This window comes from Aeromonas popoffii (assembly GCF_037818705.1).
Taxonomy (GTDB): domain Bacteria; phylum Pseudomonadota; class Gammaproteobacteria; order Enterobacterales; family Aeromonadaceae; genus Aeromonas; species Aeromonas popoffii.
The window spans coordinates 606,034-627,587 of record NZ_CP149129.1; the positions used below are offsets into that span (position 1 = coordinate 606,034).

General features: G+C 59.0%; 19 protein-coding genes. 13 read left to right on the plus strand and 6 right to left on the minus strand.

The window, feature by feature from the left end; genetic code table 11:
• Positions 1-253: 253 nt before the first annotated feature.
• Positions 254-1,972: an acetolactate synthase 3 large subunit gene (locus WJM78_RS02895; protein WP_339013425.1), complete on the plus strand. Its 1,719-nt coding sequence runs from the start codon at positions 254-256 to the stop codon at positions 1,970-1,972.
• Positions 1,972-2,466, plus strand: coding sequence for an acetolactate synthase small subunit (gene ilvN / locus WJM78_RS02900; protein WP_042039370.1), 495 nt, complete (start codon positions 1,972-1,974; stop codon positions 2,464-2,466). The genes WJM78_RS02895 and ilvN overlap by 1 nt, the downstream gene beginning before the upstream one ends.
• A 522-nt stretch (positions 2,467-2,988) precedes the next feature.
• Here the strand turns inward: ilvN and pta are convergent.
• Both pta and WJM78_RS02910 read right to left on the minus strand, forming a co-directional pair.
• Complete coding sequence (gene pta, locus WJM78_RS02905; RefSeq protein ID WP_042039371.1) at positions 2,989-5,142, minus strand: phosphate acetyltransferase; 2,154 nt, start codon at positions 5,140-5,142, stop codon at positions 2,989-2,991.
• A 70-nt stretch (positions 5,143-5,212) separates the two neighbouring features.
• Positions 5,213-6,415, minus strand: a complete 1,203-nt coding sequence (locus WJM78_RS02910) for an acetate kinase (protein ID WP_212513679.1) — start codon at positions 6,413-6,415, stop codon at positions 5,213-5,215.
• Positions 6,416-6,718: 303 nt separating this feature from the next.
• Between WJM78_RS02910 and yfbV the strand changes: the two genes are divergently transcribed.
• Complete coding sequence (gene yfbV, locus WJM78_RS02915) at positions 6,719-7,159, plus strand: terminus macrodomain insulation protein YfbV (protein WP_108537486.1); 441 nt, start codon at positions 6,719-6,721, stop codon at positions 7,157-7,159.
• A gap of 60 nt (positions 7,160-7,219) precedes the next feature.
• Here the strand turns inward: yfbV and WJM78_RS02920 are convergent, their stop codons facing one another.
• The 3 genes from WJM78_RS02920 to WJM78_RS02930 form a co-directional block, all read right to left on the minus strand.
• Complete coding sequence (locus WJM78_RS02920; protein WP_275929273.1) at positions 7,220-7,720, minus strand: YfbU family protein; 501 nt, start codon at positions 7,718-7,720, stop codon at positions 7,220-7,222.
• Between the two features lie 441 nt (positions 7,721-8,161).
• Positions 8,162-8,626: a thioredoxin-dependent thiol peroxidase gene (gene bcp / locus WJM78_RS02925; RefSeq protein ID WP_042039376.1), complete on the minus strand. Its 465-nt coding sequence runs from the start codon at positions 8,624-8,626 to the stop codon at positions 8,162-8,164.
• Between the two features lie 23 nt (positions 8,627-8,649).
• Positions 8,650-9,183 carry a glycine cleavage system protein R gene (locus WJM78_RS02930; RefSeq protein ID WP_042039377.1) on the minus strand — a complete coding sequence of 178 codons (534 nt, stop codon included), beginning with the start codon at positions 9,181-9,183 and terminating at the stop codon, positions 8,650-8,652.
• Positions 9,184-9,470: 287 nt separating this feature from the next.
• On the opposite strand from WJM78_RS02930, the gene dapA reads away from it, so the two are divergent.
• The 3 genes from dapA (at position 9,471) to WJM78_RS02945 (ending at position 12,722) form a co-directional block, all read left to right on the plus strand.
• Positions 9,471-10,358: a 4-hydroxy-tetrahydrodipicolinate synthase gene (dapA, locus tag WJM78_RS02935; protein WP_339013437.1), complete on the plus strand. Its 888-nt coding sequence runs from the start codon at positions 9,471-9,473 to the stop codon at positions 10,356-10,358.
• Positions 10,351-11,475, plus strand: a complete 1,125-nt coding sequence (gene bamC / locus WJM78_RS02940) for an outer membrane protein assembly factor BamC (RefSeq protein WP_339013439.1) — start codon at positions 10,351-10,353, stop codon at positions 11,473-11,475. The genes dapA and bamC overlap by 8 nt, the downstream gene beginning before the upstream one ends.
• 143 nt (positions 11,476-11,618) lie before the next feature.
• Positions 11,619-12,722 carry a phosphoribosylaminoimidazolesuccinocarboxamide synthase gene (locus tag WJM78_RS02945; protein ID WP_287146556.1) on the plus strand — a complete coding sequence of 368 codons (1,104 nt, stop codon included), beginning with the start codon at positions 11,619-11,621 and terminating at the stop codon, positions 12,720-12,722.
• Positions 12,723-12,849: 127 nt separating this feature from the next.
• On the opposite strand, the gene WJM78_RS02950 is transcribed toward WJM78_RS02945, so the two are convergent.
• Positions 12,850-13,452, minus strand: coding sequence for a short chain dehydrogenase (locus WJM78_RS02950; protein WP_339013442.1), 603 nt, complete (start codon positions 13,450-13,452; stop codon positions 12,850-12,852).
• Positions 13,453-13,549: 97 nt separating this feature from the next.
• Between WJM78_RS02950 and WJM78_RS02955 the strand changes: the two genes are divergently transcribed.
• From WJM78_RS02955 to WJM78_RS02985, 7 genes are all read left to right on the plus strand, one after another.
• Positions 13,550-14,449: a LysR family transcriptional regulator gene (locus WJM78_RS02955; RefSeq protein ID WP_339015733.1), complete on the plus strand. Its 900-nt coding sequence runs from the start codon at positions 13,550-13,552 to the stop codon at positions 14,447-14,449.
• 71 nt (positions 14,450-14,520) lie between these two features.
• Positions 14,521-15,162, plus strand: coding sequence for a DUF2057 domain-containing protein (locus tag WJM78_RS02960; RefSeq protein ID WP_339013445.1), 642 nt, complete (start codon positions 14,521-14,523; stop codon positions 15,160-15,162).
• Between the two features lie 71 nt (positions 15,163-15,233).
• On the plus strand, positions 15,234-15,671 hold the full coding sequence (locus WJM78_RS02965) for an HIT domain-containing protein (protein WP_339013448.1): 438 nt from the start codon (positions 15,234-15,236) through the stop codon (positions 15,669-15,671).
• A gap of 98 nt (positions 15,672-15,769) precedes the next feature.
• On the plus strand, positions 15,770-16,468 hold the full coding sequence (locus WJM78_RS02970) for a DUF3334 family protein (protein WP_108536567.1): 699 nt from the start codon (positions 15,770-15,772) through the stop codon (positions 16,466-16,468).
• A 483-nt stretch (positions 16,469-16,951) separates the two neighbouring features.
• Complete coding sequence (gene arcB, locus WJM78_RS02975; RefSeq protein WP_339013451.1) at positions 16,952-19,264, plus strand: aerobic respiration two-component sensor histidine kinase ArcB; 2,313 nt, start codon at positions 16,952-16,954, stop codon at positions 19,262-19,264.
• A 41-nt stretch (positions 19,265-19,305) separates the two neighbouring features.
• Positions 19,306-20,661 (plus strand): dGTPase, encoded by a 1,356-nt coding sequence (dgt, locus tag WJM78_RS02980; protein WP_339013454.1) that lies wholly within the window; start codon positions 19,306-19,308, stop codon positions 20,659-20,661.
• Between the two features lie 367 nt (positions 20,662-21,028).
• Positions 21,029-21,232 (plus strand): hypothetical protein, encoded by a 204-nt coding sequence (locus WJM78_RS02985; protein ID WP_042039391.1) that lies wholly within the window; start codon positions 21,029-21,031, stop codon positions 21,230-21,232.
• The last annotated feature ends 322 nt before the right edge of the window (positions 21,233-21,554 follow it).

Below are 21,554 nucleotides of genomic sequence, written 5' to 3' on the forward strand. Positions count from 1 at the left end.
TGTTAATAGCTGTTTGAAATTTATGACTGTTATGGTCAGACAAAGCCGTGGACAAGCGTTCATAAGCGGGTTAAGTTGGTTTTTCACCCGCTTTTGGGGTGAATGATGGAAAAAACCTATTTTTCTACTATCGACGGCACCGAACTCGCCTGGCCCGTATTCAGACAACAACAAGACACGGACCGGCGCTGCCGGGAAGCAGCGGACTGTCGATAGCTTTCGCTTAACGGAGCAAAGCCTGGAGGGCTTTATCATGGAGATGTTATCAGGCGCCCAGATGGTGGTTAGAGCGCTGGAAGATCAGGGAGTTGAGCATGTTTTCGGCTACCCTGGTGGCTCAGTGCTCGACATCTATGACGCTCTCTTTGAAAACGGCAAGATGGAACATATCCTGGTGCGGCACGAGCAAGCCGCGGTGCACATGGCGGACGGCTACGCCCGCTCCACCGGCAAGGTGGGCACAGTGCTGGTGACCTCGGGTCCCGGCGCCACCAACTGTATCACGGGGATCGCGACCGCCTACATGGACTCCATCCCTCTGGTGATCCTGTCCGGCCAGGTGCCGACCAGCATGATCGGGGAGGATGCATTCCAGGAGACCGACATGATCGGCATCTCCCGTCCTGTGGTGAAGCACAGCTTCCTGTGCAAGAAAGCCAGCGATATTCCCGAGGCCATCAAGAAGGCTTACTACATAGCTGCCAGCGGCCGCCCGGGGCCGGTGGTGGTGGATCTGCCCAAAGATGTGCAGAATCCGAAAGAGAAGTTCCCCTACCAGTATCCCGAGTCGGTATCCCTGCGCTCCTACAATCCGACCAAGGTCGGACACAAGGGCCAGATCAAGCGGGCCGCCAAGTTGCTGGTGGAGGCGCAGCGCCCCGTCATGTACGTGGGCGGTGGTGCCATCAATGCCAATGCGGAACATCTGGTAACCAAGCTGGCCGAGTTGTTAAACCTGCCGGTGACGACCACTCTGATGGGGCTGGGGGTCTTCTCCGGCACCCATCCGCAGTGCATCGGCATGCTGGGGATGCATGGCACTTTCGAAGCGAACAAGACCATGCACAACGCGGATCTCATCTTCGCCGTGGGTGCACGCTTCGATGATCGGGTGACCAACAACGTGGCCAAGTTCTGTCCCAACGCCACCATAGTGCACATCGACATAGATCCCACCTCCATCTCCAAGACGGTGCAGGCCCATGTGCCCATCGTCGGCTCGGTGGAAACCGTGCTGGAGCAGCTGTTGGACGTGGTCCGCGAGTGTGGCTTTGACAACGACAAGCAGGCGCTGGCGGACTGGTGGAGTCAGATCGCCCAGTGGCGTTCTCGCAACTGCCTGGCCTATGAGACCCACCCCACCCTGATCAAGCCGCAGCAGGTCATAGAGGCGCTTTACAAGGTGACCAAGGGGGAGGCGTTCGTCGCCTCCGACGTTGGCCAGCATCAGATGTTTGCCGCGCTCTACTACCCCTTTGCCAAGCCGCGCCAATGGATTAATTCGGGTGGCCTCGGCACCATGGGCTTTGGCATTCCGGCCGCCATGGGCGCCCAGTTTGCCAACCCGGATGCCGTGGTCTGCTGCGTCACCGGTGACGGCTCGGTGCAGATGAACATCCAGGAGCTCTCCACCTGTTTGCAGTACGGTGTGCCCATCAAGATCATCTCCATCAACAACCGTGCCCTTGGCATGGTCAAGCAGTGGCAGAAGATGTTCTACGGCGGCCGTCACAGCCACTCCTACATGGAATCTCTGCCTGACTTCGTCAAGCTGGCGGAGGCCTATGGCCACGTCGGCATCGCAGTGAGCGATCCGGCCGAGCTGGAGAGTGCCATGGAGAGGGCCTTCGCCATGAAGGATCGGCTGGTGTTCATGGATATTTCGGTCGATCCGGATGAGCATGTCTACCCGATGCAGATCAAGTTTGGTGCCATGGACGAGATGTGGCTGAGCAAGACGGAGAGAACCTGATGAGGCATATCATTTCAGTACTGCTGGAGAACGAATCCGGCGCCCTGAGTCGCGTGGTAGGTCTCTTTTCCCAGCGCGGCTACAACATCGAGACCCTGACGGTGGCGCCTACCGAGGATCCCACCCTGTCGCGCATGACCATCGTCACCATGGGTGACGAGCGGGTGCTGGAGCAGATCCAGAAGCAATTGCACAAGCTGGTGGACGTGCTCAAGGTGTGCGATTTGAGCGAAGGGGAGCATATCGAGCGGGAGATAGCCCTGATCAAGGCGCGCGCCAGCGGTGGGGCTCGCGACGAGCTGAAACGGCTGGCGGACATCTTCCGTGGCCAGATCGTCGATGTGACCCCGGAACAGTACACGGTACAGCTGGTGGGCACTAGCGAGAAGCTGGATGCCTTTATCAAGACCGCAGCGCAGACTAACGAGATCATCGAGGTGGTGCGCTCCGGGGTCTGCGGCATTTCCCGGGCGGACAAGGCACTGCGCGCCTGATTGTTACGCGGATGAGACGGTTGTCGAAAAGGGGCTCTTCGGAGCCCCTTTGTTATTCCTCAAGGTCAAGGTAGACGGTGCGTGATCTCTCCCAAGTGGACAAGGCACAGCGCCCCTGATTGTGACGCCGATGGGACGATTGCCTAAAGAGGTTCATGGGAGTCCTTTTTGCCTGCGCAAGGTGAGCCAGGGGGAAGTGCGAGTCTGTCATTTTCTTTCAAATGATCAGTAAACTATCCACAAAAGCTGTGGAAAACTCTGTAGATTAGCGGTGTGTCTAGTGTTAGTTAGCTGATCTTAAAGGGGTATTTTGATCTGATCTCTGCTGGGGGGCAATTGTGCAATCGGCTCTGGCGGGTGTGAGTGTTTGCTTATCTTCTCCCCCTTGCCTGGCAGGCGCTGGTGATGAGGATGGGGATCCGGTCAGGATCCTGATGTGATCTTGCAGATCAACATATTGCCCGCCGACCATAAAAAAACCCGCCTCTCGGCGGGTTTTTCACTGGGCAGGCTGAAAGTCGATTACTCGGCCTGAGCTGCCTGGATACCGGTCAGGGCGATGGTGTAGACGATGTCGTCAACCAGGGCGCCACGGGACAGGTCGTTGACCGGCTTGCGCATGCCTTGCAACATGGGGCCGATGGAGACCAGGTCAGCGGAACGCTGTACCGCCTTGTAGGTGGTATTACCGGTGTTCAGGTCCGGGAACACGAACACGGTGGCTTTACCTGCAACCGGTGAGTTCGGTGCCTTGGACTTGGCCACGTTCTCCATGATGGCCGCGTCGTACTGCAGCGGGCCGTCGATGATGAGGTCGGGGCGCTTGGCCTTGGCCAGCTCGGTCGCTTCACGCACTTTCTCTACATCGGCACCGGCGCCAGAGGTACCGGTAGAATAGGAGATCATGGCGACACGCGGCTCGATGCCGAAGGCAGCGGCGGAGTCGGCGGACTGGATGGCGATCTCGGCCAGCTGCTCGGCAGTGGGATCCGGGTTGATCGCACAGTCGCCGTACACCAGCACTTGATCAGGCAGCAGCATGAAGAAGATGGAGGAGATCAGGGAAGAGCCCGGGGCTGTCTTGATGATCTGCATCGGCGGACGGATGGTGTTGGCGGTGGTGTGTACCGCGCCCGATACCAGGCCGTCTACTTCGCCACGCTCCAGCATCATGGTGCCCAGCACCACGTTGTCTTCCAGCTGTTCGCGGGCGACCACTTCGGTCATGCCCTTGTTCTTGCGCAGCTCGACCAGACGCGGCACGTAGCGCTCACGCACTTCCAGCGGATCTATGATCTCGACACGGTCGGTCAGCACCACGCCCTGCTGTTCGGCGACGCGACGGATCTCTTCCGGGTTGCCCAGCAGCACCGGACGGGCGATGCCACGCTCGGCACAGATGGCGGCAGCCTTGATAGTACGCGGCTCTTCACCTTCCGGCAGCACGACGCGCTTGTTGGCCTGACGGGCCAGCTCGGTCAGCTGATAACGGAATGCCGGCGGGCTAAGACGACGGGAGCGGGTAGAGCTGACAGTCAGCGACTCGATCCAGTGCTTGTCGATGTGGCCAGCCACATAGTCTTGCACCAGTTCGATACGCTCGCGGTCATCTTCCGGAATGTCGACGTTGAAGTTTTGCAGGCTGACGGCGGTCTGCCAGGTGTTGGTACCGGTGATCATGATCGGCAGGCCGGTGGCCATGGCCTGTTGGCACAGGGCCAGCACTTGCGGTTCCGGATGATAGTTGCCGGTCAGCAGCAGCGCGCCCAGCTTGACGCCGTTCATGGCGGAGAGGCAGGCGGAGACGATGACGTCGGAACGGTCGCCGGAGGTCACCAGCAGGCTGCCCGGACGGAAGTGCTCAACCATGTTGTGGATGGAACGGGCACAGAAGGTCACGGTTTGCAGGCGACGGCTGTCCAGCTCACCCTTGTGCAGGATCTTGGCAGCCAGGTGTTTGGCGAGATCTTTGGCACGGGGGGCGATCAGCTGGGTATTCCAGGGGATGCAACCCAGGATGCGCAGCGGGCTCTTGCCGAACACCTGCAGCACTTCCAGATTATGAGCCGCTTCAGACGCATGGTGGTGCGCCTCGAACATCTCGGTCAGGTCAGGGCGGGTCACGCCGTGCTCGTCAACCGGTGCACCAACCTTGTTGATGACGCAGCCCACGATGCGGGGATTGCTGACACCACCGAAGTTGGAGCAGGCCAGCTCGATGCGCTCTTTCAGCTTCTGGCTGGAGTCATTGCCCGGATGGGTCACGAACACCATGTCGGCATCCAGCGCCTTGGCGACGTCGTAGTTCAGCTTGTTGGCAAACGGCTGCTTGTCGGCCGGGACCATGCCTTCGATGACCAGCACCTCGGCACCGCTCGCTTTCACGTGCTCTTCAAAGCGGGCCACTATCTCTTCCAGCAGGATATCGGTATTGCTGGAGGTGATCATGTTCTCGGCGTAGGAGAGGGCGAACGGCTCGGGCGGGTTGATGTTGGCAGCGGCGCGGATCACGGCGGTGGAGCGCTCAGTACCGGTTTCACCCGGACGTGGCTGAGCGACCGGTTTGAAGAAGCTGACATTGACACCGTGACGTTCCATGGCGCGGACAACGCCAAGACTCACGGAAGTTACGCCGACACCAGTGCCGACCGGGATAAGCATAATAGTGCGTGCCACTTAATACCCCTTGTTCATTTTTTGGGATCAGGAAAAGGCCGCCCTGGGGCGGCCTTGCTCTACAGCGAAATTATGCGCCGACCAGTTCCAGCGCATCGTGGGCAATGACCCACTCCTCGTTGGTCGGGATTACCAGGGCCTTGGTGGAACCAGCCTTGGTGATCTCGCCACCCTTGCCGAAGCGGGCAGCCAGGTTGGCGTCGTGATCGACGTCAAAGCCCAGCAGACCCAGCTTGTTCAGAGTGATTTCACGGATCGGGGCGGAGTTTTCACCGATACCACCGGTGAAGACCACGGCATCCAGACGACCGTCCATGGCGGCGGCGTAGGCGCCGATATACTTGGCCAGGCGATAGCAGTAAACGTCCATGGCACGCTTGGCTTCTTCTTTGCTGTCGTAGTTGTCTTCAACGAAACGGCAGTCAGAAGTGACTTCGGTCAGACCCTGCAGGCCGGACTCTTTGGTCAGCATGGTGTTGATATCCGCCACGCTCATACCCAGTTTGTCATGCAGGAAGAAGATGATGGCCGGGTCCAGATCGCCGGAGCGGGTCCCCATCACCAGACCTTCCAGCGGGGTCAGACCCATGGAGGTATCAACAGATTTGCCGTTCTTGATGGCACAGACGGAACCGCCGTTGCCCAGGTGGCAGTTGATGATGTTCAGATCGGAAACCGGTTTGTTCAGCTGCTTGGCCGCTTCCAGGCTGATGTAGTAGTGGCTGGTGCCGTGAGCGCCGTAGCGACGGATGCCGTTCTCTTTGTAGAGCTTGTACGGCAGGGCGTACAGGAAGGCTTCTTCCGGCATGGTCTGGTGGAATGCGGTGTCGAACACGGCCACGTTCTTGTCGGCCAGGGCCGGGAAGATACGGCGGGATTCACGGATACCGATCAGGTGAGCCGGGTTGTGCAGCGGTGCATACGGCACGGCGGCTTCAATGCCGGCGATCACGTCATCAGAAATCACGACGGAGGAGGTGAAGCGCTCACCACCGTGAACAACACGGTGACCGATGGCGATCAGATTTTTGGACAGTTCCGGATTGAGCGGCAGGATCTTGTTGACGATGTAGTCCAGCGCTTCCTGGTGAGCGGCACCTGCGCCCAGATCGGCACTGCCTTTCTCGCCATTCAGTTTCCACTTGATGCGGGCGTCGTCGAGGTTGAAACACTCGGCCAGGCCGGACAACAGATCATCACCGGTGGTTGCGTCAATGACAGCAAACTTCAGGGACGAGCTGCCACAGTTAAGTACAAGAACCAGCTTACTCATGAATAAATCCTATCGCAGATTGGGTTGTGTAGGAGGATGCGCTGGACGCGCTGCGTCCAAAAACTTTCAACTTATCCTTATTGAGGGTTGGCAATCTATTGCTTGCCCCTTGTATAGTGATACAAGACCCGAAATCCAGACGTCACTGACCGCTCAACGGCAGGCAGTTGGCGCAAAAAATGGGCGTACAAAGGATAACCCGATTGTTGAAAAATAACAAAGTCATCCTCAACCTTTGTTATTGCACATCAAATATAGTCGAGGTTTTGCCGTTAATACGTTCGAAAAGAGCTCGGAGGTAGCATGAGCATGAACATTTTTGGAACTAAGTTACAGCAAGGCCGTCATTATATGACCCTTTGGCCCCGCCGTCCCGAGCTTAATTCCATGTTTCCCGAGAACCGGGTGATCAAGGCCACCGAATTCGCCCTCAAGATCATCCCGGCGCTGGCGGTGTTCAGCGTCATGCTGCAGTTCCAGCTTGGTGAGCTGCACTACTGGCCTTCGGTCATGGCCTCTGTGCTGTTTCTGCTCAGCCTGCCGCTGCAAGGCTACTACTGGCTCGGTCAGCGAGCTGATACCCGTCTGCCTCCTTCCCTTGCCAGCTGGTATCGCGAGATCAACGGCAAGATGAACGAGCAGGGCGGGCATCGCCAACTGGTGGCCCAGCCCCGTTACGAAGAGCTGGCTGATACTCTCAATGCCGCCTTCAAGCAGCTGGACAAATCTTTTCTCTACGAATAGACGAGCACAGTTTTCCAATCAGACAAAGGCGCCCAGAGGCGCCTTTTCCATCTATGGCGATCAGGCTGCCAATACCTTGCGGATCTCCTGGATGGAGAGCTTGTATTGACGGGGGCACTGGCGCCATACGGTCAGCATCCGCTGGTACTTGTCACGCATGGCGATGTCGCTGGAAAGCTCGTCACACGGGCACTTGAGTTCGGGGAAGCGCTTGTCCACTTCCAGCAGGAAGCAGACGTAGTCGGCCAGCTCCCGCTCCTGGCTGCGGCTGTAGCCATTGAACTCCAGCCGGCTGGCATTGATTTCACCTTGATCTGCGCCATCCAGGTTGCCCCAGGAGATGGCCAGTGCATGGTGTAGCTCCAGGGTGTCGATCACCTCCTGACAGGTAGCCAGATCCAGATGACCGAAGCTCTTCTCCAGTTCGAGGATCTGCAGGCAGTAGCCGCGCGCTATGATGGTGCTGGCCCGCTGGTAAGACGCTGCCTTTTCCGGATGGAGTTTGGCCAGGATCTCGTACTGATTGCTCAGGAGCAGGCGTTCGGTATGGCTCATGTTCATGGGCTTTTCTCACTGGAAAATGAAACTGGGGTCACGTTAACCCATATCTCAGATGAATTTTTTGATCTGGCATGGGAGGTTGGCGAGAAAGCGGGGTTGGGAAATCAAAACGGGTCTGTGACTGGTTAATTAAATGTAACGGCTACGCACTTGTATTTCGGCCTGAGCTGGCAACAAGAGAGGTGTCATTTGGCTTGTACCAAATGACCTGCCACCCAAGCACCCGAAACAGGCGCATGCACGACCAACACAACGATGACTTCGTCGCTGTGACCACAGGCTCTGGCCGACGGGGCAACGAAAGAGGGGGCCGAGATGGCGCCTCCACAGGGATGTGTTGGCTGATGCCATCATCACACAGTGAGACTGGCGAGCTAGACAAGCGAAGGGCCTGCAGTTGCAGGCCCTTTTTGTATGGTGTGTTTTTAATGCCGGGCGGGGTCAGCCCTTGATGAGGTCGAGCACCACCTGATGGTGGTCGCTGGTCTTGAACTTGTCGAAGCGGTGGGCGACCTTGCCCTCTTCATCGATGAGGAAGCTCAGACGGTGAATGCCGTCATACTCCTTGCCCATGAACTTCTTCGGACCCCAGACGCCAAAGGCATCGGCCACAGCGTGATCTTCGTCGGCCAGCAGGCGGAAATTAAGGCTGTCGCGCTCCTCGAATTTCTTCAGGCGCTTGGCCGGATCCGGGCTGATGCCGAGCACCACCACGTTGAGGGCGGCCAGCTCGCTATTGACGTCGCGCAGACCACAGGCCTGAGTGGTGCAGCCCGGAGTCATCGCCTTGGGGTAGAAATAGATGAGTACCTTCTTGCCGCGCAGGTCGGCAAGACGAACCGGGTTGCCGTCCTGATCGGACAGGGAAAAATCGGGGGCCTGGGTACCAGCTTGTAGTGGTTGCATGCGGTCTCCTCGGGTAAACGCCGTCAGGCGTGTTTGTTGTTGACGATGAATTCGAACGATTCTGCGCCCAGTTCGCGACAGAATCCGGCGAAGGCCGTTTCCGAACCGGCAGTCTCTCCCTGCTTGGCCAGATTGAGCTGAAAGCTCGCCTTGAGCAGATTGAAGGGCTCCTGTTCAAGGGTAATGGTCTGCATAGCCTGAATGTCCCAGCCGTGGTCGCTGAAGAACTGGGTGCACTGGCTTACGATGCCGGGCTGGTCGCGGATCAGGATCTCGGCGTTGGCGCTGATGTCGTATTGCAGTGAGTGGTGGCGCTCGGTGCGTTTCATCATGGTGATGAGATCCCACTCCTGACTGCGCAGGGGCAGGCTTATCTCGAGTTGCATCAGGCTGTTCCAGTCCCCGGACAGCAGCATGATGAAGGTGAATTCATTACCGAAGATGCCAAGACGGCTGTCGACAATGTTGCAACCGCAGCCACTGACGTGGCGCGTGACCTCATTGACGATGCCAGGCCTGTCCGTGCCTATGGCCGTTACGACCAGGTAGTGAGTCATAAATCTTCTCTCGTCCATTAGCTGGTTGCGAATGTGAACGCAGTGGGCGCCACCCTGACTGGGCGACTGGCCTTAGGCCATTCCCTGCGCTTGTACATGGCAACTTTGTTGAGAATGCAGTGGCCGCGAGCCTTGTCTTTAGTCGAGATGACTTGAGACTGGCGCCGACCGTCGCGCTCGTGCACCGCTTTTTGTGCAGAATGGTATCACGGCTTGCCCCCTGCCTCCCTTGTTTTTCCAAGGGGGCAGCTTTACCATAACGCCCCTGAAAATCGGGAGAAATATCCATGTTACGCGGTAGTATCGTTGCCCTCGTTACCCCCATGCTGGCTTCAGGCGAAGTCGATTGGACCAGTCTGGCCGCCTTGGTCGATTATCATGTCGGCGCAGGCACCACCGCCATCGTTGCGGTTGGCACTACGGGGGAATCGGTCACCCTGAGCGAGCAGGAGCACATCGCCGTCGTGGAAAAAACCGTGGAACTGGCCGCCGGACGCATTCCCGTCATCGCCGGTTGCGGTTCCAACAATACCGCTCATGCCATCGACTTGGCCAAACGATTCGCCGAAACTGGCGTGGTGGCGGGTCTCTCGGTTACCCCTTATTACAACAAACCCACGCAAGAAGGTCTCTATCGTCACTATTGTGCGATCGCCGAGGCTAGTGGTCTGCCCCAAATTCTTTATAATGTGCCCGGTCGCACCTGTTGCGACCTCAAACCGGAGACGGTAGCCCGACTGGCCAGGGTGCCCGGTATCATAGGTCTGAAAGAGGCCACCGGGGATTTGAGTCGTACTCCGCTGCTGCGTGAGCTGTGCGGAGCGGAATTCGCGCTTTATAGTGGCGATGATGCCAGTGGATGTGATTTTATGCTGCAAGGTGGCGATGGAGTCATTTCGGTCACCACCAATATTGCAGCGGCCCAGATGGCCGACATGTGTCGTGCAGCGCTGGCCGGTGATGCCGGTCTGGCCCATGACATCAACAATCGATTGATGCCGTTGCATCAGACTCTGTTCTGCGAACCGAGTCCCATCCCGGTGAAGTGGGCCTGTGCCCGACTGGGATTGATGGCGACGGCGACCTTGCGTCTGCCGCTCACCGACCTCACCCCCGAGGGCGAACAAGCGATGACGCGAGCACTGACCACTGCGGAGTTGATGGCGAGTGTTTAAAGCAAATGGAAAGGGAAATGCAGTGCGCCTGGTGCTGAGTGTGGCGACCGTTGCCGTGCTGGCAGCCTGTAGCTCACCCCAAGAGCGCAAGATGGCCAACCGTGGTTTCGAGTACGAGGATGCCCGCCTTGAAGGGCGCGCGTTCCTGGTGCCTGCCGGGTTGAGTACCCCCGCCTTTAACAGCAGCTTCGACATCCCGGCGCTGCCCGAGAGCAGTCGCGAAGGCGCCGTCGGCGCCAAGATTGACGTGCGCCCACCCGCCCAGCTGCTGACCGTGGTGCCGGGCAGCCAGGTGGTGCCCAATGCCAGCGAGCCCACCGTGGCCTTCTATGCCCTGAGCACCTCCCAGAGCGTGGAGCACGATACCTGGGCCTTCCTGATGAACTTTCTGGCCCAGTACAAGGTGACCACCGAGAAGCTGGATAAGCAGGCCGGCGTATTGCAGACCGGCTGGTTTGACAACACCAAGGCACTCGATGGCTGGAGTGAAGAGGATGACGACTTCAACATCCGTCAGCGTTACCAGTTTACCCTGCGCAACGATGCCCAGCGTCACGCCGTCAACATGTCGGTGCGGGTGTTGGAGCACGAAGAGACCATCGGCGGCGAGACCAGCACAGTGCTGACGCCGGCTGATGCCCAGCGCTACGCCACTCGCGCCCTGAACCAGTTCTCCCTCTTTTACGACAAGCAGCTCAGGTCCCGCGAACAGCACAAGTCCAATGATGGCATGGGGCTGGAGCTGGGGCTGGACAACAACGAGTTGAGTGCATGGATTGTCGAGGGTTCCTTTGAGCAGGTATGGCGCCGCCTCAACCAGGTGTTGCCTGGCTATGGCTTCACCATCAAGGATACCCAGCAGTCTCTGGGCTGGATCGACGTTGAGTACGACGAGCCGGGCAGCGACTTCTGGAAGGCCAAGGGCAGCGAGCCGTTCAAACTGGAAGAAAACAAGTATCGCTTCCAGCTTGGCGAGATGGCTGGGGGCAAGACCTCCATCACCCTGTTCGACAAGGACAAGAAGCCGGTGTCGTCCGGTGTCATCTCCCAGATGTACATCAGTCTGTCCGAGGCATTCGCCAAGGGCTTGGCTGACCAAGCAGCAAAAACAAAATAGAAACAGGGGCCTAGTGCCCCTGTTTTGTTAGGTTGCTCCCCCTGTAAATACAGGGTCTGATGCGCTTGATATGTTAACCCCCCAGAAACAAGGGCCTGGTGCTCTTGTTTTATTCCTCCCACAAACAGGAAGTGTTATTAGCCATGAGTCTTGCAGATCAAGTATTGGCGGTGAATGACGATTTGCCGATCCGTACCGATAAACCTGTCCATTCCGGCAAAGTGCGCAGCGTCTACTGGTTGACCCCCGAAGACAGTGCCCGGCTCATAAAAGAGAAAGGCTACGATGTGCCGGCCGATGCGCCCCTCGCCCTCATGGTGATCAGCGATCGCATTTCGGCCTTCGATTGCATCTGGCAAGGTGTGGATGGGCTGAACGGCGTACCGGGCAAAGGGGCGGCGCTCAACGCCATCTCCAGCCACTGGTTCAAGCTGTTCAAGGAGAAGGGTCTGGCTGACAGCCACATTCTGGATATTCCGCACCCCTTCGTCTGGATCGTGCAAAAAGCCCGTCCGGTGATGATCGAGGCGATTGCCCGTCAGTACATCACCGGCTCCATGTGGCGTGCCTACAAGGATGGTGAGCGGGAGTTCTGTGGCATCACCCTGCCAGAAGGGCTCAAAAAAGATCAGAAGCTGCCGGAAATCCTCATCACCCCCTCCACCAAGGGCGTGCTGACAGGGCTGGATGGCGTGCCGGAAGCCGATGACGTCAACGTCTCCCGTGCCGATATCGAGCGCCACTACCAAGGCTTTAACTTCAGCAAACCGGCCGACATCGACCGCTACGAAGTGCTGCTCAAAGAGGGCTTCAACGTCATCAGCGACGCGCTGGCCGGGCTGGATCAGATCTTCGTCGATACCAAGTTCGAGTTTGGCTACGTCCACGATGCCGCCGGCAACGAGAAGCTGATCTACATGGACGAAGTGGGTACCCCCGACAGCTCCCGTATCTGGGATGGCGCGGCCCTGCGCGACGGTCAGATTGTCGAGAAGTCCAAAGAGGGTTTCCGTCAGTGGCTGCTCAACCACTTCCCGGATCCGGACATCCTGCTCAACAAGAACCGCATGCCGGAACGTTTTGCCCTGGCTCGCGACAACAAGCTGCCCACCGAGGTGATGATGGATATCTCCAACACCTATGTCGGGATCGCCGAGAAGATCATCGGCCACAAGCTGGTGCGCTCTGCCAATCCCAAGCAGGAGATCATCGAGGTGCTGCGCGATCAGTACGGTCTGATCGACTAAGGGTTGCCCTCTTTTTTCGCCACTGAAAAACAAACGTTTGCTGGTGGCGAAAGAGAGAGGCAGAGAAACAGACGGGCCCCGCTGCGGGGCCCGTTTTTATTGCTGGTCTGGCGGCAAGGGGCAGCTATCAGCCGTTGACCCTGAACACCTGACCGGTCTGGATGCCCAGCACCGACCTCTTGTAAGCCTGCGCCACCTTGGCGGCGGGCACCGGCACGAAGCCCGGGAAGAAGTCGGCGTATTTGTCCATCGACTCCTCCAGCACGGTCGGGCTCACCGCGTTGATGCGAAGGCCGCGGGGCAGCTCGCAGGCGGCCGCTTTTACAAAGTGATCGATGGCACCGTTGACTGTGCTGGCGCTCACCCCCCAGTTGATTGGCTCCTCGCTCAGGATGCCGCTGATCAGGGTGATGGAGCCCTTGTCATTCAGATAGGGAATGGCGGCGCGGGTCAGGTTGATCTGGCCCATCAGCTTGCTCTGGATCCCCACCTGCCACTGCTCGTCGGTCATTTCGGTCAGGCCGTTGAAAGCGACGCTGCCGCTGGCCACCACCAGCGCATCGAACGGGCCCACTTGGGCAAACAGCGCCTTGATGGAGGCGGGATCGCGCATGTCGACTCTGGCATCGCCACGGCTGTGGCCGACCCGGATCACCTGATGACCTTTGGCAAGCAGTTCACTGACCGCGGAGCCGACGGTGCCGGAGGCACCCACAATCACAATGTTCATCTGCATCACTCCTGGTTGGGATGTGTCGATTCTAGCGCAACAGAAAATGTGAAAAAGCGCGTAAAATAAACTCATTGTTTCCATATTGGAGCTAATGATGGATATCGCCCATCTGGCCAGCTTTTACGAAGTGGTGCTGCGAGGCAGTTTCTCGGCCGCAGCCGATACGTTGGGGGTCAGCAAGGGGATGCTGAGCCGCCACGTCAGTGCGCTGGAGTCCTCCCTCAATGCGCAATTGCTGCAGCGTACCACCCGTCGCCTCAGCCTGACCGAGGCGGGCAAGACCCTCTATCAGCAGGCGGGGGAGATCTTCGTGCTGGCACGGCAGGCGGAGCAGGATATTCAGGCACTGACCGAAGATGATGGCGGCCGCCTGCGCTTTACCTGCCCGGTCAGCACCGGCGATCGCATGGTGAGCGAGCTGCTGACCTGCTTTGCCGCGCTCTGCCCGGGGGTTGAGGTGGAACTCAACTTCACCAACCAGATGGTCGACATGAGTCAGGGGGAGAACGACATCGCCCTGCGGGCCATGAACGAGGTGCCGGACAATCTGGTGGCCCTGCCGCTGGGGCGGCTCAAGGATGTGGTGGTGGCGAGTCCCGAACTGGTGGCGCGCGAGGGGCGTCCGGCCACTCCCTATGAGCTGAGCGGGCGCAGGTGCCTGTTGCAGGGGCACAATCCGGCCTGGGAGCAGTGGCACTTTATCCGTGAGGGGGAAGAGGTCCACATTCTGGTGCAGGGCAAGGTGCGGGCCAACCACTACAGTACCGTGTTGCAACTGGCCCGCGCCGGTATGGGCTATGCCAAGTGCCCGCTGATGCTGGTGGAGTCAGCGCTGACGGCGGGGGAGCTGGTGACCGTGCTCGACGAGTGGCAGAGCGGCCTGCATCAGCTCCATGTGCTGCATGCCCAGCAGCGGCGGGTACCGCGCAAGATCCGGCTGTTCAAGCAGGTGCTGGCCCAGTGGTTTGCCGAGCGGCCCCACTATCTGCTCTGAGCGGCGTTATTTTTCTGTCATCTTCGGTTGTTACCCTGCGCCCATCACAGCGATCAGGAAGATGAGTGAACATGAAAGGTTCTCAGGGTTGGATTGGGTTGACGCTGCTGTGCGCGGCGACGGGCATGAGTACGGCGCAGGCCGAGGTCGAGGTGGTGGTGCCAACGGATTTCCAGATCCTGGCGGTGAGCAGTGGCACCTTGCAGGACGAGCAGCACGCTACCCTGGCGGACGGAGAGCAGCAACTGCTGGTGCGCTATGAGGGGGTGATCCCGAGTCGCAATAGCAGCGAAAACGACCGGCAGGTGCGGTCCGAGCCACAGGTGGTGCGCTATCAGGCCAGCAATCAGCGCTTGACGCTGGTGGCCCAACAGCCAGCTGATGAGCAGGCGATGGTGGCCTATGCCAAGGGGCCAGTTGTGATGCTGCAGGCCAATGGTCAGGCGCTCGATACTCAGCAGGATGCGCTGGTGACCAGCGGCATGCTGCTTGGGGTGGACTGGAGCGGCAAACTGGCTGAATACAACCGCAGCGGCGGCAAGGCGGCGCTGACGGCGGGAGCAATATCCGCACAGCCAACTGCCACGTTCGCTAGCGGGGCGCAACCCGTTGTGGCCGCCAGCGAGCTGGAAGGGCAGTTACAGCAGCTGTTCCTCAAGGCCGACCCCGAGCTTCGCAAGCGCTTTATCGGTTGGGCTGTGCCGCGACTTTAAGTTTGTTGCCCGTTGCAGTAACGTGGGCGCTCTTTTCGTGCATTGCGCCCACCTTATCCAACGAGGTCTTCATGTTTGAATTGCATACTCGCTTGCAGGCGGATACCCAGGTGCTCGGGGATCTACCGCTGTGCCGTGTCCTGCTTGCCAAAGATAGCCAGTATCCCTGGCTCATCCTGGTGCCACGGGTCGCCAACTTGCGCGAAATTCACCATCTGGCGCCCGCGCAGCAGCAACAGCTGATGCAGGAGTCTTGTGCCGTTGCCGCCCTGATGGAACAAGCCCTCAGCCCGGAAAAGATCAACATCGGGGCGCTCGGCAATCTGGTGCCGCAGCTGCATCTGCATCATGTCGCCCGCTTTACCACGGATCGGGCATGGCCAGGTCCCATCTGGGGGGCGCATTCCTCCTTGCCTTATGACGAGGCCAGCTTGCAGCAAGAGGCCGCCAGTTGGCGCCTCAAACTTGCTCATCTGGCTGGCTTCACTCCGCTTGTTGCTGACAATTGAGTCAAGTGAGAGGCGGCTCGCTATTTCGAAGCCCAAGCCGCGCTATCTGTTAGAGTTATGGTATAGATAAGCCCATTTTCGATGTTCAGGAAGGTCCCATGATAGTGACAAGAGCCGACAACGATACCGTATTGACCACAGAGGATGTGCTGCTGAGTCTGTGTCATTCGGTTACGGACGTATTGAGTGCGGCGACCATGAGTCAGGTGCGTTTCTCCGGCATGGTGCAGCGGATCAGCAAGACCTGCCTCAAGCCGGATATCGGCTGTTTCGTGCTGTTTGATGGCGGCTTCTCCGGCCTGGTAGTGATCAACTTCTCCGCCTCTGCGGCCATGGAGCTCTATGAGAGCTACATGCTCAGCATGGGGCTCTCCAAGGAAGATCTCGCCATTTCCCACACCTCGGACGAGGTGAGTAACGTCATGGGTGAGCTGATGAACCAGATAGTCGGCAGCTTCACCGTCAAGGTGGGCCGGGATCTGCAGACTCACATTACCCAGAACCAGCCGAAAATGCTGGCGCTGAACAAGCAGGTGATGCTGAGTGTCGACACCAACCTCGACAATCCGGAAGCGCGCCGGGTTACCTTCTTCACCTCCCGCAACAACATCTTCTATCTGGAGCTGGCGATGGACCGGACAGAGTTCATCCGCATTCACAACGATGGCATGGATGAGGAGGAGCTGGATCCGGATGCCCTGATCGCCCAGACCAAGCTGGCGGCAGCCAAGCCGGCTCCGTTGGCCGCACCGGTCGTCAACGATCATGATGACTTGCTCGACTCGCTCGGTATCTGACGTCAGCCCAACGCTGAGCATGCCAAGGCCACCCATGAGGTGGCCTTGTTGCTGCAGGGGGATGGCTTAGCCGTTGTAGGGCGGACAGCTCTCGCTGTCGGCGGCGCCGAGCTCATGAATGCGGCTCTTGCTGCCCTCTCCTGCATGGAGGTTGGACTTGTAGCTGATGGCGTTGACCCCGCAGGGCAGGAAACCGGACCTGCCGGGCTGCCTAGGAGTTTCGCCCGGAGCGGCGTGGGCGGCATTGACTGCCAGCGGGCCAAGACTCAGCCGGGTGAGAGTACGTATCGATAAGACTCCTGCAAGATCATCTCGTTACATTAAGCGGCCAGCATGCTGGCGCCGCAGACTTGGCCCTGGCTGACCGAGTTTATCCCTGCATGCGGGGGCATAGATTAATCGATAATTAATCGTGCAACGGCACAAGAGTTCGGCGCGCCGTGCTGGTATTCTGTTCGGCGAATATGGGGAGAAAACAATAAGATGAAACAAATCAAATCCTGGGCGCAATACTACGTCGACCTGATGACCAAGCTCGGACTGGTGCGCTTTAGCATGTTCCTGGCGACGGGCATCATAGTGCTGGCTGTTTCCATCCAGATGGGCGTGACCCTGTTTCTGCGCGGCACAGTGGACATAGTCGACCTGGTGCGCTCTGTCTTCTTCGGTCTGCTGGTGACACCCTGGGCCGTCTATTTTCTCTCCATAGTGGTTGATCAGCTGGAGGATTCCCGTCAGCGCCTGACTCGCATGGTGAGCAAGCTGCAAGACATGCGCGAGCGGGATCTGGGGCTCAACAGCCAGCTGCAGGAGAACATCAGCCGCCTCAATGCCCAGATCGCCGAGACCAACCGGGCCGAGACCCTGCGTCAGCAGGCGATCGAGGATCTGGAAAACGAGGTGTTCCAGCGCGAGAAGGCCCAACTGCATCTGGGTGAGCGCACCGCTCTGCTGCGCTCCTTTATCGACTGCTCCCCGGATCTGGTCTACTACCGCAACGAAGACGAGCAGTTCTCCGGCTGCAACCGTGCCATGGAGGAGCTCACCGGCAAGGTGGAGGCCGAGCTCATCGGGCTGACACCGTTCGATGTCTACAAGCAGGACATCGCCAGCAAGGTGGTGGAGACCGACAAGCAGGTCTTTGCCAGTAACGAGCCGCTCACCTATGAGCAGTGGCTGGAGTATCCGGATGGTCGCAAGGCCTACTTCGAGCTGCGCAAGGTGCCCTTCTTCGATCGCTTCGGCAAGCGGCTCGGTCTGCTCGGTTTTGGCCGTGATATCACCGAGCGCAAGCAGTATCAGGACAAGCTGGAGAAGGCGAGTCGCGACAAGACCACCTTTATTTCCACCATCAGCCACGAGCTGCGTACCCCGCTCAACGGCATAGTGGGGCTCAGTCGCATGTTGATGGATACCCCCCTCGATCCCAAGCAGCATCAACAGCTCAAGACCATTCACCTGAGCGCGGTGACGCTCGGCAATATTTTCAATGACATCATAGATCTGGACAAACTCGACCGGCGCCGGTTGGAGATAGCACCAACCCCCATCGACCTGCCCGCCTTTCTCGACGAGCTGGAGACGCTGTCGCGTATTCAGGCGGAGCAGAAGGGGCTCTATCTGCATTTCGACCGGGATGGTGACATGCCGCAATTCGTGATGACCGATGGCACCCGGCTGCGTCAGGTGTTGTGGAACCTGGTGGGTAATGCGGTCAAGTTTACCGATGAGGGCGGGGTGACGGTACGTTGCCTCTCCCACGCGGCCGATGAGCCGGGCAAGCTGGCCTTGCACTTCGAAGTGGAGGACACCGGCGTCGGCATTCCTCGCGCCCAGCAGGAGAAGATCTTCGCCATGTACTATCAGGTGCAGGGCAAGAAGCACGCCACCGGCACCGGCATCGGTCTGGCCGTTTCCCGTCAGCTGGTGCAGGCCATGGGCGGTCAGCTCTACGTGGACAGCGACCCGGGTGAGGGCTCCTGCTTTACTGCCGAGCTGGAAGTGGACTGTGTCGAGCCTCAGGCCGCCAGAGCCGAGCCCGAGATGCCCTCCCTCGATATCCTGCTGGTGGAGGATGTGGAGCTGAACGTGACAGTGGCCTGCGCCCTGCTCAACAAGCTGGGTCATCAGGTACAGGTGGCGCGGGACGGTGCCCAGGCACTGGCCATGGCCAATCCCGATGACTTTGACCTGATCCTGCTGGATATCCAGTTGCCAGACATGACCGGCTTTGACGTGGCGGCCCAACTGCTTGAGCGCTACAGCGACAGTCTGCCGCCCATGGTGGCGCTCACCGCCAACGCCACTGGCAATCGCCAGTACTATCGGGATCGCGGCATGCAGGATGTGATTAACAAGCCCCTGGGCTCCAGGGCGGTGCGGGAGGTGATTGGCCACCTGTTTGCCGACCTGGCTGACGATGAGGCGGACGAGCAGGCCGATGTGGGTAGCCAGGATGAGTTGCTGGATCTGCCCTTCCTCACCGATTACGCCGATACGGTGGGCAAGCCGGTGCTGCTCTCCAGCGTCGATCTGTTCGAGAAGATGATGCCCGACTACATGGCGGTGCTCGATTCCAATATGATCGCCAAGGATCAAACCGGGGTGGTGGAGGAGGCGCACAAGATCAAGGGCGCGGCCGGCTCCATTGGTCTGCGCCGGCTGCAGCAACTGGCCCAGCTGATCCAGAGCCCGGATCATCCCGCCTGGTGGGAGAACGTGGAGGACTGGATAGAGTCGCTGCGTCGCGAGTGCCCGGGCGATATCGCCAGGTTGAAGCGCTGGCTGCTCTCCTGAGGCGCGTGCCGCCTCTTTACGCACCCAAGGAGATAAACAACATGTATCAGCGTTTGATCCCGTCACTGCGCAGTCACCCCTGGGGTGAGGAAGATCTGCTGGAGGCGACCGAGCTGGATCGCGCCCGCATAGTGCAGGCCGCGCCGGTGCGCCGGTTGCAGCAGAAGACCCAGGTCTTCCCGCTGGATGTGAAGGCCTCGGTGCGCAGCCGTCTCACCCATTCGCTGGAGGTGCAGGAGACGGGCCGCCAAATCAGCCGTCGCATTCTGGCGGCACTGCCCGCGGGGTCGGTGTGCGAGGGGGCCTTCATCAATCTGGTGGAGATGTCCTGCCTGCTGCACGACGTCGGTAACCCGCCGTTCGGTCACTTTGGCGAGCAGGTGATGAGTCAGTGGCTGGGGCAGGCGTTGGATGAGCTGTTTGCCGCCGCGCTTGGGGCCGCGCCCAGCCCGCAATGGGCCGCATTGCGCCAGGATCTGCTGGTGTTTGATGGCAATGCCCAGAGCCTGCGGCTGGTGCACAGTCTGCACGAGCTGAATCTGACCCTGGGGCAGCTGGCCGCCCTGTGCAAGTATCCGCAGCAACCCCTGCACGACGGCCAACATCATGGTTGGGCCAGCAAGCGCGGTATCTTCTTCAGTGAACAACCCCTCTACCGTTCCCTGAGTCAGAGCCTGGGACTGGCGCCCGGTTGCCGCCACCCGCTGGTCTATATCATGGAGGCGGCCGACGACATCTCCTACTGCATCGCCGATCTCGAAGATGCGGTGGACAGGCGCATTCTCAGCCTGAGCGAATTGCAACAGGCGCTGCGTCTGGCCGATGAGGGGGCCTACATGGCGGGCTTGCTGGCGGATGCCACCGCTTCTGACAGAGGTTTCTTCCCCCATTTTCGCCAGCACCTTACCCGGGATCTGATCGCGCTGGCCGCCCACACCTATGTGAGCGAGCATGAGCTCATCCTGAGCGGTGCCTATCCCCAGGCGTTGCTGCATGGTCAGGCGCCGGCGGCTATGGTGCTCGACACCCTCAAGCAGGTGGCCCGCGAGCAGGTGTTCATGCGGCCCGAGGTCGAGGCGTTGGAGCTGGAAGGCTATGCCGCCTTGCGTGGTGTGCTCTCCACCTATGCCTGTCTGCTGGCATTGCCCGCCAGCCAGTTCGAACGCCTGCTGGCCGGGCAGGGGGGCAGCGAGCTGTTCTTCGCCCGCCGTCTGTTTCACCGCCTGTCGGCCCGTCATCTCAAGGCATACCGGCTGGCGGTGGCCAGCCGGGATCCCCGTTTCGACAAGGGTGCCGAACAGGAGTGGTATTACCGGGTGCGGCTGCTGCTCGACTATGTGAGTGGCATGACGGATACCTATGTGCTGGAAGAGTTCCGCCTCTTGTCCGGGATCTGACACGCGCCAGGCAAATCCTGTGCGTGCAGTCCGGCGCCTGATGTGTGCGGCTGATGGGCGAGAGTTCTGTGTCTCGTCCGGATATTGATAGATGACTCACTCCCCATGTGGGGGGGAGGTTCTTGTATAAAATTCGGTCTTTTTTTAGACTGTGGCAACTTGTTCAACTTTCACGCGGTAAGGAGACGATCATGCAACATTCAATGCTAAACGTTGCGTTCGATCGCTGCATTGGCAGCGCGAAGACTCGTGCTCTTTTTCTACCGCGTGGAGGAAACAGGTAACACCTGCTTTTTCATCACCCGCGGTTGTCCCGCAGGGTGATTGCCTCTCTCCGGGAGAACCGCACGTTCAACTGGAGAATATCATGTCTATCGAACTGACCCTGCTGCGCACCGTCGAATCCCTGGTTCAGAAACGGATCACCCGGCTGGAACGCCGCACCTCTTACCTGCACCTCTCGCCCGCCTTGCTGAAAGACATAGGTCTGGAAGGGCAGAATGTGCAGATCGCCCACGTCCGTGAGCAGGAGTATCAAACCGGCTTCCGGCTTGGGAATCGAATAACCTGACAGGAAGGGGCCAGGCCCCTTCTTGCAAGAAGATGGCAGGATTAGACCTTAATGCCAGTCAGTTAAGATAATTTGAGTCTCAGCCCGCGAGGTATAAGGGCCAAAGAGTGAGGGAGGCATGATGCCTCCCTTTTTTATTGGATGCTAGTTAGGGCAAGGGTTTCAGACCAATTTAGGCTTAAACCATAGCGCTGTTTCTTTAATTAAAAATTTGAATATTTAGTCAAAAAAATGCTTTACTGACTGGCATTCGGCTTAGGTCTGCCATTTTTCGTATCCGCTTGAGTTTGGTTCCGAATTTTCATTCGCACATTCTGCCAAA

Excerpts from the sequence above, each read along its gene's own strand:
- WJM78_RS02895 (WP_339013425.1), top strand. The coding sequence starts at position 254 with ATGGAGATGTTATCAGGCGCCCAGATGGTGGTTAGAGCGCTGGAAGAT.
- ilvN (WP_042039370.1), top strand. The coding sequence starts at position 1,972 with ATGAGGCATATCATTTCAGTACTGCTGGAGAACGAATCCGGCGCCCTG.
- WJM78_RS02910 (WP_212513679.1), bottom strand. The coding sequence starts at position 6,415 with ATGAGTAAGCTGGTTCTTGTACTTAACTGTGGCAGCTCGTCCCTGAAG.
- yfbV (WP_108537486.1), top strand. The coding sequence starts at position 6,719 with ATGAGCATGAACATTTTTGGAACTAAGTTACAGCAAGGCCGTCATTAT.
- WJM78_RS02920 (WP_275929273.1), bottom strand. The coding sequence starts at position 7,720 with ATGAACATGAGCCATACCGAACGCCTGCTCCTGAGCAATCAGTACGAG.
- bcp (WP_042039376.1), bottom strand. The coding sequence starts at position 8,626 with ATGCAACCACTACAAGCTGGTACCCAGGCCCCCGATTTTTCCCTGTCC.
- WJM78_RS02930 (WP_042039377.1), bottom strand. The coding sequence starts at position 9,183 with ATGACTCACTACCTGGTCGTAACGGCCATAGGCACGGACAGGCCTGGC.
- dapA (WP_339013437.1), top strand. The coding sequence starts at position 9,471 with ATGTTACGCGGTAGTATCGTTGCCCTCGTTACCCCCATGCTGGCTTCA.
- WJM78_RS02945 (WP_287146556.1), top strand. The coding sequence starts at position 11,619 with ATGAGTCTTGCAGATCAAGTATTGGCGGTGAATGACGATTTGCCGATC.
- WJM78_RS02950 (WP_339013442.1), bottom strand. The coding sequence starts at position 13,452 with ATGAACATTGTGATTGTGGGTGCCTCCGGCACCGTCGGCTCCGCGGTC.
- WJM78_RS02955 (WP_339015733.1), top strand. The coding sequence starts at position 13,550 with ATGGATATCGCCCATCTGGCCAGCTTTTACGAAGTGGTGCTGCGAGGC.
- WJM78_RS02960 (WP_339013445.1), top strand. The coding sequence starts at position 14,521 with ATGAAAGGTTCTCAGGGTTGGATTGGGTTGACGCTGCTGTGCGCGGCG.
- WJM78_RS02965 (WP_339013448.1), top strand. The coding sequence starts at position 15,234 with ATGTTTGAATTGCATACTCGCTTGCAGGCGGATACCCAGGTGCTCGGG.
- WJM78_RS02970 (WP_108536567.1), top strand. The coding sequence starts at position 15,770 with ATGATAGTGACAAGAGCCGACAACGATACCGTATTGACCACAGAGGAT.
- arcB (WP_339013451.1), top strand. The coding sequence starts at position 16,952 with ATGAAACAAATCAAATCCTGGGCGCAATACTACGTCGACCTGATGACC.
- dgt (WP_339013454.1), top strand. The coding sequence starts at position 19,306 with ATGTATCAGCGTTTGATCCCGTCACTGCGCAGTCACCCCTGGGGTGAG.
- WJM78_RS02985 (WP_042039391.1), top strand. The coding sequence starts at position 21,029 with ATGTCTATCGAACTGACCCTGCTGCGCACCGTCGAATCCCTGGTTCAG.